This is a genomic window from Ekhidna sp. (assembly GCF_965227465.1).
In the GTDB taxonomy this organism is placed as follows: Bacteria; Bacteroidota; Bacteroidia; order Cytophagales; family Cyclobacteriaceae; genus Ekhidna.
Genome location: NZ_OZ245746.1, coordinates 249,165 through 263,744, shown reverse-complemented (window position 1 = coordinate 263,744; position 14,580 = coordinate 249,165). Strand labels below are relative to the sequence as shown.

Annotated in this window: 12 protein-coding genes; 8 read left to right on the top strand and 4 right to left on the bottom strand. The window is 39.8% G+C overall.

Annotated elements, in window-relative coordinates:
- Positions 1 to 33: 33 nt before the first annotated feature.
- Both egtD and egtB read right to left on the bottom strand, forming a co-directional pair.
- Positions 34 to 987: an L-histidine N(alpha)-methyltransferase gene (egtD, locus tag ACO05G_RS01155; protein ID WP_421764314.1), complete on the bottom strand. Its 954-nt coding sequence runs from the start codon at positions 985 to 987 to the stop codon at positions 34 to 36.
- Complete coding sequence (gene egtB, locus ACO05G_RS01150) at positions 987 to 2,246, bottom strand: ergothioneine biosynthesis protein EgtB (RefSeq protein ID WP_421764313.1); 1,260 nt, start codon at positions 2,244 to 2,246, stop codon at positions 987 to 989. Before egtB ends, egtD begins: the two co-directional genes overlap by 1 nt.
- 209 nt (positions 2,247 to 2,455) lie before the next feature.
- Between egtB and ACO05G_RS01145 the strand changes: the two genes are divergently transcribed.
- The 4 genes from ACO05G_RS01145 (at position 2,456) to ACO05G_RS01130 (ending at position 5,485) form a co-directional block, all read left to right on the top strand.
- Positions 2,456 to 3,133 (top strand): ceramidase domain-containing protein, encoded by a 678-nt coding sequence (locus ACO05G_RS01145; RefSeq protein ID WP_421764312.1) that lies wholly within the window; start codon positions 2,456 to 2,458, stop codon positions 3,131 to 3,133.
- Positions 3,130 to 3,630, top strand: coding sequence for a CAP domain-containing protein (locus ACO05G_RS01140; protein ID WP_421764311.1), 501 nt, complete (start codon positions 3,130 to 3,132; stop codon positions 3,628 to 3,630). Before ACO05G_RS01145 ends, ACO05G_RS01140 begins: the two co-directional genes overlap by 4 nt.
- Positions 3,631 to 3,691: 61 nt before the next feature.
- The gene (locus ACO05G_RS01135) at positions 3,692 to 4,735 is read left to right on the top strand and encodes a DUF6340 family protein (RefSeq protein WP_421764310.1); all 1,044 of its coding nucleotides are present in this window, start codon (positions 3,692 to 3,694) and stop codon (positions 4,733 to 4,735) included.
- A gap of 60 nt (positions 4,736 to 4,795) precedes the next feature.
- Positions 4,796 to 5,485, top strand: a complete 690-nt coding sequence (locus ACO05G_RS01130; protein WP_421764309.1) for a head GIN domain-containing protein — start codon at positions 4,796 to 4,798, stop codon at positions 5,483 to 5,485.
- A 56-nt stretch (positions 5,486 to 5,541) separates the two neighbouring features.
- Here ACO05G_RS01130 and ACO05G_RS01125 read toward each other — a convergent pair whose 3' ends face one another.
- The gene (locus ACO05G_RS01125; RefSeq protein ID WP_421764308.1) at positions 5,542 to 6,819 is read right to left on the bottom strand and encodes an amidohydrolase family protein; all 1,278 of its coding nucleotides are present in this window, start codon (positions 6,817 to 6,819) and stop codon (positions 5,542 to 5,544) included.
- Positions 6,820 to 6,822: 3 nt separating this feature from the next.
- Positions 6,823 to 8,502, bottom strand: coding sequence for an energy-dependent translational throttle protein EttA (gene ettA / locus ACO05G_RS01120; protein WP_421764307.1), 1,680 nt, complete (start codon positions 8,500 to 8,502; stop codon positions 6,823 to 6,825).
- 55 nt (positions 8,503 to 8,557) lie between these two features.
- Between ettA and ACO05G_RS01115 the strand changes: the two genes are divergently transcribed.
- From ACO05G_RS01115 to ACO05G_RS01100, 4 genes are all read left to right on the top strand, one after another.
- A complete protein-coding gene (locus ACO05G_RS01115) occupies positions 8,558 to 9,757 on the top strand; it encodes a DUF349 domain-containing protein (protein ID WP_421764306.1) in 1,200 nt (399 codons plus the stop codon).
- A 141-nt stretch (positions 9,758 to 9,898) separates the two neighbouring features.
- Entirely contained in the window at positions 9,899 to 10,120 is a 222-nt protein-coding gene (locus ACO05G_RS01110) for a DUF2795 domain-containing protein (protein ID WP_089356648.1), read from the top strand.
- Positions 10,121 to 10,278: 158 nt separating this feature from the next.
- Positions 10,279 to 13,383: a tail fiber domain-containing protein gene (locus ACO05G_RS01105; protein WP_421764305.1), complete on the top strand. Its 3,105-nt coding sequence runs from the start codon at positions 10,279 to 10,281 to the stop codon at positions 13,381 to 13,383.
- Positions 13,380 to 14,549, top strand: a complete 1,170-nt coding sequence (locus ACO05G_RS01100; protein ID WP_421764304.1) for a T9SS type A sorting domain-containing protein — start codon at positions 13,380 to 13,382, stop codon at positions 14,547 to 14,549. Before ACO05G_RS01105 ends, ACO05G_RS01100 begins: the two co-directional genes overlap by 4 nt.
- The last annotated feature ends 31 nt before the right edge of the window (positions 14,550 to 14,580 follow it).

The following is a 14,580-nucleotide window of genomic DNA, read 5'->3' as shown; positions in this document are numbered from 1 at the left end:
TTTTATTTCCCGGTAGCGACCCACTTTTTTGGATTATTTTTCTTTTTCCCAAAGAATATCAGCAAACCATGATTCTTGATCATGAAATCCATTTAATGGCTTGAAACCAGATTTTTCTGCGAGTTCTTCCAGTTGGACTGCATCATATTTTTTTGATATTTCCATGAAAATAGCTTCCCATGCTCTAAAATGGATCTTTTCACCAGCAACAACAACTTCCTGCTCAACCTTACTTATTAAGTAACTACGACACTCGCCTGTGTGGGGGTTATAGTAAGGATAATGCTGAAATTGATCACGCTCAAAATTTGCTTCCAATTCATCGTTAATTCGATCGAGTAAATTCAGATTAAACTCTTTTGTCACTCCTTCATGGTCATTGTAAGCATTGAGAATAATTGATGGGTCCTTTTTTAAGTCAACACCGAGAAATAACATATCATTAGGCTTTAAAAAGCCTCTCAACTTTGACATAAATCCAATAGCTTCTTCTTCAGTAAAATTGCCAATGGTGGACCCAAGAAAAAAAACAACGTCTTTCTCCGGGTTAGTAGATATCTGAGCCAATGCATCAAAGTAATCGCCTTGAAAAGATTCCATTTTCAAGTCAGGCATTTCCGCTTTCAGATTGGTCTCTAATATTTCCAAGACATTGCCAGAAATATCTACTGGCGTGTATGTAAAGTCAATGCCCTGCTTTAAAAAATGCTTAAGTAAAATCTTAGTTTTAGAACCATCTCCTGCACCCAATTCAATAATTCTAAATGTCTCGCCATCATATATAGAGTGAAGGATTGCCTCCTTATGAGTGGTAAATATTTCGTGTTCTTTGCGGGTTAGATAATACTCATCCAGCTTCATAATTTGCTGGAATAATTCATCCCCCCTAGCATCATAAAAGTACTTAGAGGACAAAAATTTATTCCTGGCTTTTAATCCATTTAATATTTCTTCTTCGAAAATCGTCGTTGCTTCTGCCTGTGTCATTAAATATGTTTTGCCAGACGGATACCAGAAAACATCCATCTCAAATGTGGGTGAAAAAAATTACGATATGTGGGACGAATATGACTTTCTGGTGTTCCATAGGATCCCCCTCGAAGCACCATCTGGTTGACCATAAATTTTCCATTATACTCTCCTAGCGCACCTGCCGGAGGTTTGTAGTATGGATATGGTGTGTAAGGACTTGAGGTCCACTCCCATACATTTCCAAGAAAACTATAATCAGCTGAACTGATGGCTTTGAAATTACGAGCTTCAACAAAGTTCATCTCCTTGGACACCTGGAATGAGAATGTGTTACAAGCTACCTCCCATTCTTGTTCGGTAGGTAGCCGGCATCCTTTCCATCGGGCAAATGCATCAGCTTCGTAATAGGACACATGACCAACAGGCTCATCAGGATTGATTGGCTCATATCCACCAAGAGTATAGTGCCACCAATCTCCACCATCCTCATGTTTCCAGTATCTTGGAGCATTTACCTTGTTTTCATTCACCCAATCCCACGCCTCTGAAAGCCACAGCATATGGTTTTCATATCCTCCGTCTATGATAAATTCAATGAACTCACCATTTGTAACAAGTTCGGATGCTATTTGATACTCATGTAAATAAACTTTATGAAGACCCTCCTCATTATCAAAATGAAATCCTTCACCCTGAAATCCAATTTCATAGATACCTTCTTCAATGTTCAGCCAATTCTTTTTAGTGTTAGAATCACTTATTGGCTTTGAGGTTTCTCTATAGATTGGGTACAAAGGATTGTCCCCTAAAATTCGTTTGATATCGTATAAAAACAATTCCTGATGTTGTTGTTCATGATTGCATCCAAGAATAACCACATCACTTGTTTGGTCATCGATCTGACGGACACCCAGGTAATTATTCATATGATCGTCCACATAGCTCCGATACTCAAACACTTCTTTAACTGTTGGTCGTGTCAACTGACCTCTATTTTCTCTACTCCACCGATCTCCAGCAGATATATAATAGCTGTTGAATAAGTACGGATACTTCGGATGAAATTCTTTATATTCTTTAACATTAGGTTTCAAAACGAAGGTTTCAAAAAACCAGGTGGTATGTCCCAAATGCCATTTAAGAGGACTCACATCCATAACTGGCTGAACCACAAAATCTTCTATTTCAAGAGGCTCACACAAAAATTGAGTCTGTGCTCTTACCTCTTTGTAAATTTTTAATATGTCTTTCTTAGCTGATATTGTCGAATGCAAAACAAAAAAGGATTTTTTTTCAATTTATAAATCTTGAACGATACAATCGACAAAAAATGGACGTTTATTGAAAAAAGAAACCCTATCCGCCGGCTGGCAGACAGGGCCCTCAACTAACCAAAAAGTCTAGAACAATATATGTTCTATGCTATTACCGTAAGGGAATCAAATTCCCTGCCAGTTAGTTAATAGCCTGTAAATCTTCATATATGATGCAAATTCTACCCTCAGATGGCGGTCCTATTTACGCAGAGACTGATTTAACAACCTTCATAGCAGAGCCATGGAATGCACTTTCTTCCCTGGCCATTGTGCTACCACCACTGTATTGGGCTTTCAAACTGAAATGGGATTTTAAGAACTACGCGTTTATTTATTTCCTCATTCCGCTTCTTGCATTAGGAGGTATAGGCAGCTTCCTATATCATGCGTTCAGGACTTCAAACTTTCTTTTATGGATGGATGTGCTTCCCACCGCCATCGTTACAGTGGCAGTTAGTATCTACTTCTGGGATAGAATATTACCAAAAAGATGGCTAGCTATTTCGATAGTAGTTCCCTTCATATTCATCCGATTTGCCATTTTATCGTATTATGGTGGTCAGCTCGCAATCAACATCAACTATTTCTTGACTGGTTTCATTATATTCTCTCCCATTCTCTTTTACCTTTCCAGACATCAATACAAGCATTTAAGCAGCATCGTCTTATCTGTCTTTTTTTTAATCCTGAGCCTCCTATTTCGAAGACTAGATTTCTCAATTGCTGAATTTTTACCGATGGGCTCCCATTTTCTATGGCACATCTTTAGTGGAATTGGAGCTTTTTATCTTGCGAAGTATCTTTATTTAATCAGGGACGATGAACTTCAGACAAACCAGCTATGAAAATCACATTATTCTTCTTGAGTCTAATTCTACATACCTCACTTTCAGAAACAGAACCTCAAACAGCATTATCTGAGGAAGAAATCGAAATAATTTTGGAAAGACACAACTACTGGAGAGCAGATGTTGGGGTTACAGAAAAACTTGAATGGTCAGATGAAATGGCTGAATTGGCTGCTGATTGGGCTAAGCAGCTTAAGGCAAATGACTGTGGTTGGGAACATAGGCCAAACAACAAATTCGGAGAAAACCTTTTTAAAGGCACTACCGGAGCATTTGATGCAAAGTATGTAGTTGATGCCTGGGCCAGTGAAAAGGAAGATTACAACTATAACAGAAACAAGTGTAAGCCAGGGAAAATGTGTGGTCATTACACACAAATTGTATGGCAAACCACTAAAAAAGTCGGATGTGCCAAAATCAGTTGTGGTGGGATGGATATTTGGGTGTGTAATTATGATCCTCCTGGAAACTGGGTTGGTGAGAAACCATATTAATTTTTTACTGATTATCAAGACGGCATGTTTATTGGTAAATTTGATTTAAATCATTTTCCCAATGAAAAGCATCATCATACAACTCATACTACTTCTTTTTCTCGCAGGCGCTTGTTCAAGCGGAAGAAGAACCGTATCAATCAATTCTTCACGTCCGGCTGACATCACTGTAGATCAATCCATTCAATCGCTGGTAATACTTAATCGTACAAAATACTCAAAAGAGGCAGTTAATGTCCTTGAAGGTATTTTAACAGGAGAACTTCCCGAAGAAGATAAGGCTGCAATTCAGTCATTTATCATTGGTTTTCAAAATCGATTGGCTAATTCCGGAAGGTTTGAAACCCGAGTAGCCAACGAGACTTTTATCGGTAATAGTTTGACTCAGGCCTTTCCTGATCCTTTACCATGGAGCACTATTCGAGTGGTTTGCGAGAACTATGATGCAGATGCTGTGATAGCAATCGAAATGTTTGATTCTGACTTTATCATCACTGACGGGAAAAGTAAGAAAACTGTGAAAAACGAAGATGGAGAAGAAATTGAAATAGATGAATTCAGTGCTTCCGGAGTAGCAAACATTACGATAGGCGTCCGCATTTACGACCCTATTTCCGAAAAAATTATCGATCAGGACCTATATCGCAGGACTAACGAATGGAATGCTCAAGCAGATACAAAATCAGGGGCTATTGCTGCTCTTATTAATAAAACGGATGCTACTCGTCACTTGACCAATCAAGTGGGATCCAACTATGCCTACAAAATTGCTCCAATGCCTGTGCAGATTACCCGATCTTTTATTGGGAAATCGAAAAAGTCACCGGCACTTGAGCAGGGATCCAGATACGCAGATGTAGGTAATTGGAAAGAAGCGGCCAGAATTTGGGAAAATGGATTAACCTCTGTTCCAAGCAAAGAAGGAGGCTATTTAACATACAATTTGGCGGTTGCAAATGAAATACTTGGAAACCTCAACGAAGCTAGAAAATGGGCCGAACGCTCATATACTCAGTATGGAAATAATGATGCCCGAAATTACATTCAGGCATTGGAACAACGATTAGAGAATGAACAATTAGCAGAAAAGCAAATGGGCAACTAATTTCAATAGCTCATTTAATGCAACCTTTTTGAGCTAATCAAGTCTTTAAATAAAAAGCTTATGAAGACCTTACTTACTCTACTACTGGCCGCTATCATAATCACACCATCAAACGCTCAAAAAAGAAGTGTTGACGTTGGAAGTTTTTCAGAGTTAGCTCTAGGTATTTCCGCGACTGTTTACGTCAAGCAAGGGTCAGATGAAAAGATTGAGATTGAATGTGATGACGACATCTTTGAAAAGATTGAATTTGAGATGAGGGGAGATAAACTTGTCATAAAGAAAGAAGGTAAATGGAATTGGAACGATGGATGGAGACGCTCTGCAGTGGATATTTATGTGACGATGCGTAAAATCGAAGGATTATCTGTGAGTGGAAGTGGGCTTATTGAAAGCGATGGTCAATTAGATACAGAAGACATTCGACTCTCGGTAAGCGGATCAGGTGACATGGATCTGGACATTAATAGTGACGAAATGGATTTACGAATTTCAGGATCCGGCAGTATTCGACTGGATGGAGAGGCTAACGAGGCAGAAGCTAAAATCAGTGGATCGGGTCGGGTGAAAGCAGAAGATTTAACCGTAAAATCGTTTGAAGCATCCATCAGCGGATCTGGGAGTTGTTACATCACTGCGACTGAAGAAGTGAGCGCCAAGATCTCAGGTAGCGGAAGCGTGTATTATGCTGGCGATCCAAAACGAATCAACTCAAACTCCTCAGGGAGTGGTAAGATCAGAAAGATGTGATGCAAGAAAGTATTACCATTAAAAAGGTTGGAATAATCCGACCTTTTTAATTTGATCTAGTTCTTATAGATTTTGCCCTCCTTCATCACAAACTTCACATCTTTCATTACCTCAATATCTTCTAATGGATTCCCGGGAACGGCTACAATATCTGCGATAAAACCAGCTTTAATCGTTCCAATCTGCTCTCCCATTCCAAGAAGTTCTGCGTTGTTTGAGGTAGCGCAAATAATTGCTTCAATCGCCGGCATACCTGCTTCTACCATATAGGTGAATTCTCTTGCATTTTCTCCATGCTTAAATACTCCTGCATCTGTACCAAAAGCGATAGGCACTCCTCTTTTATAAGCTCTTGCAAAAGTTCCCTGAATTTTTGGCCCGATAACCCGGGCTTTCTCCGCCACTACTTTTGGATAGTAGCCTGGCTTTTTCGCATTTTCTGCTACTTCCATCCCAGCTGTAATAGTAGGAACAAGATAGGCATCCTTCTGTATCATTAAATCCATTGTGGCATCACTCATGTATGTGCCATGCTCTATGGTCTTCACACCATTAGCTACTGCGCGTCTCATTCCTTCATCTCCATGGGCATGAGCTGCAACATGAAACCCTAAATCGTTAGCAGCATCCACTATGGCTTTGATTTCTTCCTCCTGAAAGTGAGCTCCCTGTCCATCCTTCGCTACACTCAAAACTCCTCCCGTTGCAGTAATCTTAATTAAATCAGCTCCATTCTTATATCGTTGACGTACGGCCTTTTTCGCATCGTCCACTCCGTTGACCACTCCACTTTCAGGCCCTGGATCTCCCATAAGATCATCTCGGAATCCATTGGTAGGATCTCCATGACCACCGGTTATAGATAGCCCCTTCTCAGAAGTGAAAATTCTTGGTCCATCAATTGTTCCCTTATTAATTGCATCTCGCAGAGACACATTGACTCCACTACCTCCAACATCTCTGACTGTAGTAAATCCAGCCATTAGGGTTCTTTTAGCTATGTCAACTGAAGCAAAAGCCTTATCTGCCGGGTTGTCGGTGAAGACACGAATATATCTATCAGGACTTGTTTCGCCTTCGATGTGCACATGCATATCAATCCATCCGGGCATGACCGTATGATTCTTGAGATCAATTATATTATCTTCTTCTTGTGCACTGATATACCCGTTTTCAATAGAGACAATTTTCTTACCTTCTACAATGATTGATCTCTCAGCCACAGGCTTCTTAGATACACCGTCAATCAAAGTACCAGCGTAGATAATTGTTCGCTGCGCAAAAAGGGAGGCAGCAAACATGATTGTAAATAGGATTAGGGTTAGTTTCTTCATGGCTTAAATTAATTTCTTGTATTTGATACGTTTTGGAGTTTCATCTCCCAATCGTTTTTTCCTATTTTCCTCATACTCGCTGAAATTACCTTCAAACCAGTAGGCTTGTGAGTTTCCTTCAAAAGCCAGTATGTGAGTAGCAATGCGGTCTAAAAACCACCTATCGTGACTAATAACAACCGCACAACCTCCAAAATTCTCCAATGCTTCCTCAAGTGCTCTTAAGGTGTTGACATCCAAATCATTTGTTGGCTCATCCAATAGGATAAGGTTTGCACCTCGTTTAAGGGTAAGAGCCAGATGAACCCTATTTCTTTCACCGCCTGAAAGGGTTCCTACTTTTTTTCCCTGATCCTGACCGGAAAAATTGAATTTACTTACATAGGCACGCGCATTCATCTCTTTCCCACCCAGGTCGATTATTTCGTCTCCTTCCGAAATGACCTCAAAAACTGATTTATTTCCATCTAGTTGATCATGCTCTTGATCTACGTAGCTCATGACCACTGTTTCACCGACTTCAAAAGTTCCTTTATCAGGTGTTTCTTTGCCGGTAATCATCTTAAATAAGGTAGATTTCCCTGCACCATTTGGTCCAATTACTCCTACTATACCCCCCTGAGGCAGACTAAATGACAAATCTTCATAAAGTAATTTATCTCCATACCCTTTAGCCACACCCTTTGCTTCTATAACTTTAGCACCTAATCGAGGACCGGGCGGGATATATAATTCAAGATTCTTTTCCTTTTCCTTTGCATCCTCTCCCAGCAGTTTATCATATGCACTCAATCTGGCTTTCGCTTTTGCCTGACGTCCTTTTGGACTCATTCGTACCCATTCCAACTCCCGCTGTAAGGTCTTTTGCCTTTTGGATTCTTGTTTGTCTTCTTTTGCCAGTCTCTTCTCTTTTTGCTCTAACCAACTGCTGTAATTCCCTTTCCAGGGAATTCCTTCTCCTCTATCAAGTTCTAAAATCCATCCAGCTACATTATCAAGGAAATAGCGATCATGAGTGACGGCTATAACTGTACCTTCATACTGCTGGAGGTGTTGCTCCAACCAAAGGACTGATTCCGCATCCAGGTGGTTGGTAGGCTCATCCAGTAGCAATACATCAGGCTGTTCCAATAATAGTCTGCAAAGCGCAACTCTTCTTTTTTCTCCACCCGATAAATTTTTTATTACAGCATCTTCAGGAGGAGTGCGTAGCGCATCCATGGCGCGTTCCAGTTTATGATCAATCTCCCAGGCCCCCGTAGCATCAAGTTTTTCCTGTATCTCTCCTTGCCTTTCAATCAACTTATTCATCTTATCGGGATCTTCTAAGATTTCCGGTTCAGAAAATTTGGCATTGACTTCCTCGTATTCTTTAAGAAGATCATTGACTTCTTTAACCCCTTCCCTAACAACTTCAATTACCGTTTTTTCTGCATCAAGCTCAGGCTCCTGTTCAAGCATCCCTACCGAATATCCGGGTGAAAACACGACTTCCCCCTGATAATCCGTATCTTTTCCTGCAATTATTCGAAGTAATGAGGATTTTCCGGCTCCATTAAGGCCTAAGACTCCTATTTTAGCACCATAAAAAAATGATAAATATATATTCTTAAGTACTTGTTTCTGTGGAGGGTGAATCTTATTTACACCCGACATTGAGAAGATGATCTTTTCGTCTGACATGCTTAAGTTTGATTAGAAATCGAATATACCACGCATTTAAGAATTACACTCACCCTTGGACATCATACAGGTACCATTTGGATTTATAAAAGGCGATAAAGTCTTTCAGAGCGGCTGGGACGGAAACCCGGATCGAGAAATCGGAGAAGTTCGTGATGAAGATCATGAAAAGTCTACCCAGTTCTTTCAAGAACGATTTTCAGATTTAGAGAAAAAAATTACTGAGGTAACAGAAAAAATTGATGCTACAGAAAATAAAGGCTCTTTTCTGATGAAACTGGTGCACCTCCGTGAGCACCTACCACAACATGATGGATTAGGTGATTATCAGGCATTGCAAGATAAGATTTTGCAATATGAATCTCTGGTTCGTGATATCATCCAAAAAAATCGCGTCAGAAATACGGAAATCAAAAGCGCACTAATTGAGGAAGCAAAACAGATTGTTGAAATTATCAACTGGAAGGAAGCCACCGAAAAAGTGAATGACATTAAGGGGAGATGGATAAAGACTGGAAGTGCAGAAGAAGATAAAAATGAACAATTAGAAACATCTTTTTGGGATATTATTAAGGAGTTTTTTGATCGTAAAAAGCAATTTTTTGAGGATAAGCAAAAATTGACTGATCATCGAAAAAGGCAATATGAGGAACTCGTTGAAGAAGCAAAAAAGCTAGCAGACATTCATGGTCAGGAACGGTTTAATAAAGTGAAGGCTCTAAAAGAACAATGGAAAGAAGTTGGAGGAATTCCAGCTGAGTTTTACAAACCACTTAATAACCAATTCAACCTGCAACTAAAAGGAAAAAGATTTATACCCCCTACTGACTACTCAGAAACGCTGAAAAGACTCATCGCAATAAAAAAAGGAAATGAATCCTTTAATAAGGAGGAGTTGGATAAAACCAAAAAAGTACTTTTCAGAGATAGAAGTAGAAACCAAGAAAAGCAACAATGCCTTGAGCTTATTCAATTGCTAAACGAACGAGAGTTTGTAAAGAAATTATCCCTCAAACGGTTTCCTGATTTTTCAAAACTGGATTTAGAGAAGAAGAAGACTATCAGAAAGGGTATTATCAATGACTTAATCTCGAGAGATAGGGAAGACCTCAAGATTTATGAAGAAAATTCAGCAAATTTTTCATCGCCTGATGGAAAAATGAATAAAATGGTTGAGAGTAAGATTAGAGGTCAGAAACGAAAGATTGAGGTAAAATCAAAACTTCTGGAATGGGTTGATTCTGGAGAATTTTAATTTTTTGGCAACTTTTCCTTGAGTTTTCGTGTAAGAAAATTACCTTTCTATAAAGGATTATTTTAATTAAGTGCGTATACGATATAATAATATATATTTGCGCGCATTATTAAAACAGGACTTATAAACAGAGGCTAGATTATGTATTGGACACTAGAACTTGCATCGTATTTAGAAGACGCTCCTTGGCCCGCCACCAAAGATGAGCTAATCGATTATTCTATCAGATCAGGAGCACCACTTGAAGTTGTGGAAAATCTGCAGGAACTAGAAGATGATGGACAACCATTTGAAAATATTGAAGAAATTTGGCCTGATTATCCTACAAAAGAAGATTTCTTCTTTAACGAGGATGAGTATTAGCCTTGCGAAAAAAATTATAAGAGCTTCAATCGAAAGGTTGAAGCTTTTTTTTTATCATTGATTTCAAAATTATCATCTGATAAAAATACCCCGAATCCAGTCTTGACATTAAAGGTTTCCCTTGCTAGGTTAGAGTAAATCAACTTTAACTTTCAGACATGAAGAAACTTTACCTTACCATTTCAATTTTTCTAATTGGCTTTGCAGCTTATTCTCAAAAATTACCATTTCAAGGTCGATTACTAGATGGCGGAAAACCGTTTACAGGAACGGCAACCATAGTGTTCGATATTGCAAGTCCTGCTTGGTCTGAAACTATTAGTAACGTGTCTGTTAATGATGGCTATTATGCGGTAGTGCTAGGTGAAATAACTCCATTACCTGACACTTTATTTCAAGACAATCCCGAGGTTCAAATGAATATCACGGTCAATGGGCAAGCGTTAAGCCCTGTAACACTTTATTCACCATTTCTCCCTTATTCTGATGGACCAGTGAATTTAGACTCACTGACTTCTAATTCCATCCAGGCTCTGGGACTAAATAATGATCTCAAAGTCAACATTTTTGCTGATAATAACGGATACGATGGAGCAATTGTCTTAAAAGATTCATTAAATCGAACGGGCGCCTTTATAACAACAGACCGAGGAACAGGTACAGGTGGATACCTTCAATTAAATGGAAGAGAGAATGCAGATGGCACACTCAAAAGTGCTATTGTAGCCGGAACGATTACTGATACGCGACAAAACAGTTTTATGAATTTATATGGAGGTAATTCAATCGATGATGGAGCTCAATTGCTGGCTAACCTGTATGCTTCTGATCAAGACATAACAGGTACACTATTACCTGATGGGTATAGAAGAGGTGGATTAGATCTGTATAATTATTTTGGAAATACAACACATAATTTCTTTTCTGAGCATGTAGGCACATCCACAATTAGTAACATAAATCTAAATGCCTCGCAAGATGGAGGAGGACCACAATTCACTTTAAATCTAAATAGTGGAGATGGAGTCTCAACCGGCGGACATATTTCGCTGAGAGATGCAGGAGAAACTGAAACCATTTTTTTGGATGGGTCGACCGGTACAATCGATGCACAACAGATTCTAATAAATGGATCGCCAATTGAAGGATCCGGAGGCGGCACGCTTGAACCAGATTCAGTGCGATCAAAAAGTGTCATTGTTGTAGGAAATTCAGGGGAAACGAAGGCAGATCTGAACTTTTTTGATCCAAATAATGCGGGTAGCCTCGTTCTATATGGGGCTAATGATTCCACCAAAGTAATTCTAGGTAGCTCCTCAGGAGGTTATGGTGGCTTTTTAGGCTTATACGATTCCTTGAGAAATATTGGTGCGCAACTGCGCGTAACTAACAAGGGGACAGGCAATCTCTATACAAGAAATGATGCGCATAATTCTGCTGGCTGGTTCGGAGGTCTGGGCAATGATGGATTTGTTCAGTTAATTTCTTACGATGATACCGAGACAGCTACAGGAGCGGCACTTATTGGATCTTTCGCTGATGGAAGCTTTCCAGAGTATTATATTGAAGGATCTGCTCAATCAAATTTTGGTCTGGGTAGATTTAGAGTTACCCCTTTAGGAAATTCTACAGAAGAAACAGCGATGCTTGAAATCAACCGAAGCAATGGCGGTGGACAAGCCGTAATCACTATCGCTCAAGATGATGCTGGCTCAGATCCTACAGGGACCAATGGTATGGTTGAGTTATGGGGTGATAGCAGCATTAATATTCAATTAGGATCAGAGGGGTATGAAGATCATGATATGGCATCCATTAATGTATATGGATCGATCGATGATGGTGGTGGATGGTGGTATAACTCTGGTCAACTGGCAACCAGAAGAACGAGTAGTGGTACCGATGAATTTGGAAACATTTCGCTTTTCAATAATTCAATTGGTAACAACATTCATACGATTGAATTAACAGGAAATATATTTGAATCTGGTTCAGGAGGTCTTATCATTCGCGATTCAACAGGAGTAGATCAAATTCTCCTCAATGGTGATGGTACGATAGATGCACAGCAGATATTTATTCAAGGCCAGCCATTGGCACAAGCTTCCGGAGGAAATATCTCACCTGATACGATTACTACTAGTTCTTTTAGAGCACTTAATGGAGCAGGGAATGAGGGTATTTATCTTCAAGGAAATACGGAAGGCGGAACTCTGCAAATAAGCAGCCCTGATGTCACGAACGCCTTTAACAGAGCCACTTTCTTTGCAGGAACAACCAGTAATGGTGAAAATTCATTTGCCAGCCTATATGGCATGAATCCTACAGCAGACGGCCAAGAACTCTTGATTAGTAATTACAATACGGTGACTGATGTTTTTGGAGCTACGTTTTCGGGAGGTTATCGCAGGGGTGGCACAGACTATTTTGATAATGAAGGCACCTTTCTGGCTGCAATTGGATCAAATAGAAACGAAGCAGGTGGCGATCCAACAGGAAAAAGCGGTTTAGTTATGGTTAATGGCCCTGTCACTAGAAATGTTTATGTGTCAGGCCAATGGTGGACCAATTCAGAACTTGGAATCGTTCAGGTTTTCGGTCAGAATGATGATGGAGCTGGAGATTTCAGCTCGAATGTAGAGATCGTTGCTGATGACCAATCCGGCGAAACCTCAGGAAGAATTTCGGTATTCAATACAGCTAATGGAGGAATAGTTGATGAGACAATCTATATCTCTTCACGCTCGGCATCAGGAGGTGGAATTATGGAAGTTAGGGATAGTATCTCGGCAACAACTATCACTTTAGATGGTGATCCCGGGAATCTGACTGCTTCAGGAACGATTGCTGCTGACATCCTTCAATCTACCTCTGGAGGTGTTCAAACCTCAGATAGAAGATTAAAGAAAAATATCAAGAACCTGGAGAAACCACTCGAGAATACCTTAAAAATGAGAGGGGTATCTTATCAGTGGAAGGATGAGTCTAAATCTCAGGCAAATCAAATTGGTGTCATTGCTCAAGAAGTCGAAGCGATCTACCCAGAATTTGTTCATACAAATGAGCAGGGCATGAAAGCTGTTAACTATGCACAGATGACTGCCATTCTTATTGAGGCGATCAAGGAATTAAATGCTAAGGTTGAAAAACTTGAAAATGAAAATTCTTCTTTAAAAGCTTCATTGTCAGAAGTTGAGACTCTTCGAAAAGAGATGGACCTTTTAATGAAGATGTTAGGTTCAAGTAAAGCAGCAAGCAAATGAAAAAGCTAATGCAGAAAATAACAGCTTTTGGCTTTGCATTAGCTCTGTGCTTGACTTTACAAGCACAGCTAACCTTGCAGAGCTACGCAACAAATACGGCTGGCGGATCCATATCAGGAGGTAATCTTTCTACTGAAGTTGCTACCTCTACCTTTGGTAAGATTGGCAGAAGCAATACATTCAGTATACTTAATGGACTTCCTTCATTCAACCTTCAAAGTTCGGTGGTAAGTGTACAGACATTTGCCAATCAGAATCCGGTAACAGATGAAGTTGAAGCTATATTGTTAAGAGTACGACCTTCAGGTAAGTATGACACAATGGACATAGTTAATAGTGCAGGTGGTGATTTCGCTTTTGATCCTGTTTTTCACTCAAACTATTTAGTCAATATTGATTCAGATCCTGAAAAATATGTGGCTACCTATTATGGTGACGCTTTTTTATGGCAAGAGGCCGAAACCCTTGAACTATCAAGTGATTCGTTGGTGCAGGTCCAATTGACTGCAGCACCGCCGGAAACATCTGGTGAAGGAGTGGTGAGAGGGACTATCGAAGAAGACCTAACGAGCGACGAGGGAAGGGTCACTGCCAGAAGACGTGCTGCCAATCGAAAGTGTGGACTTAGAAGAAAGCGTAGTGGAGGAAGAATAGGTCAGGACAATGATGAGTTCGAATTGATTGCCTATGGCGAAACAAATGAAAATGGAGAGTTCGAATATGGTTTCTTGCCACAGGGGACTTACCGTTTCTTTGTTGAATACCCTGGCATACCGTTAGATGAATCCTCGTTTGTTGAGTTTGAAATAGGTGAAGCGGGAGTGTCTGATGATGAATTTGTACTTGCGGCTACCGTAACAGACGATGGAATTGTTGTCGAATTGGTATTGGGAATTACCGACGTGATATTTACCAATTTCAACATTTACCCTAACCCTACTGTTGGTACAGTTACTATTTCCTATGATAAAATCAGAGGAAATAATCTGTACATGCAGCTACTGGATGCTAAAGGCAACACCCTACTGACCAAAGAAATAAACAAAAGAAACGGTTCAGAAGAGAAGGTTAGTCTGGAAGACTATCCGAATGGCCTATACTTTTTAAAGTTCATCGATGAAAAGTCTAAGAAAAATACGCTAACATTCAGAGTGATAAAACAATAATTCATTACCAAAATCATGAAAAATCCACTCC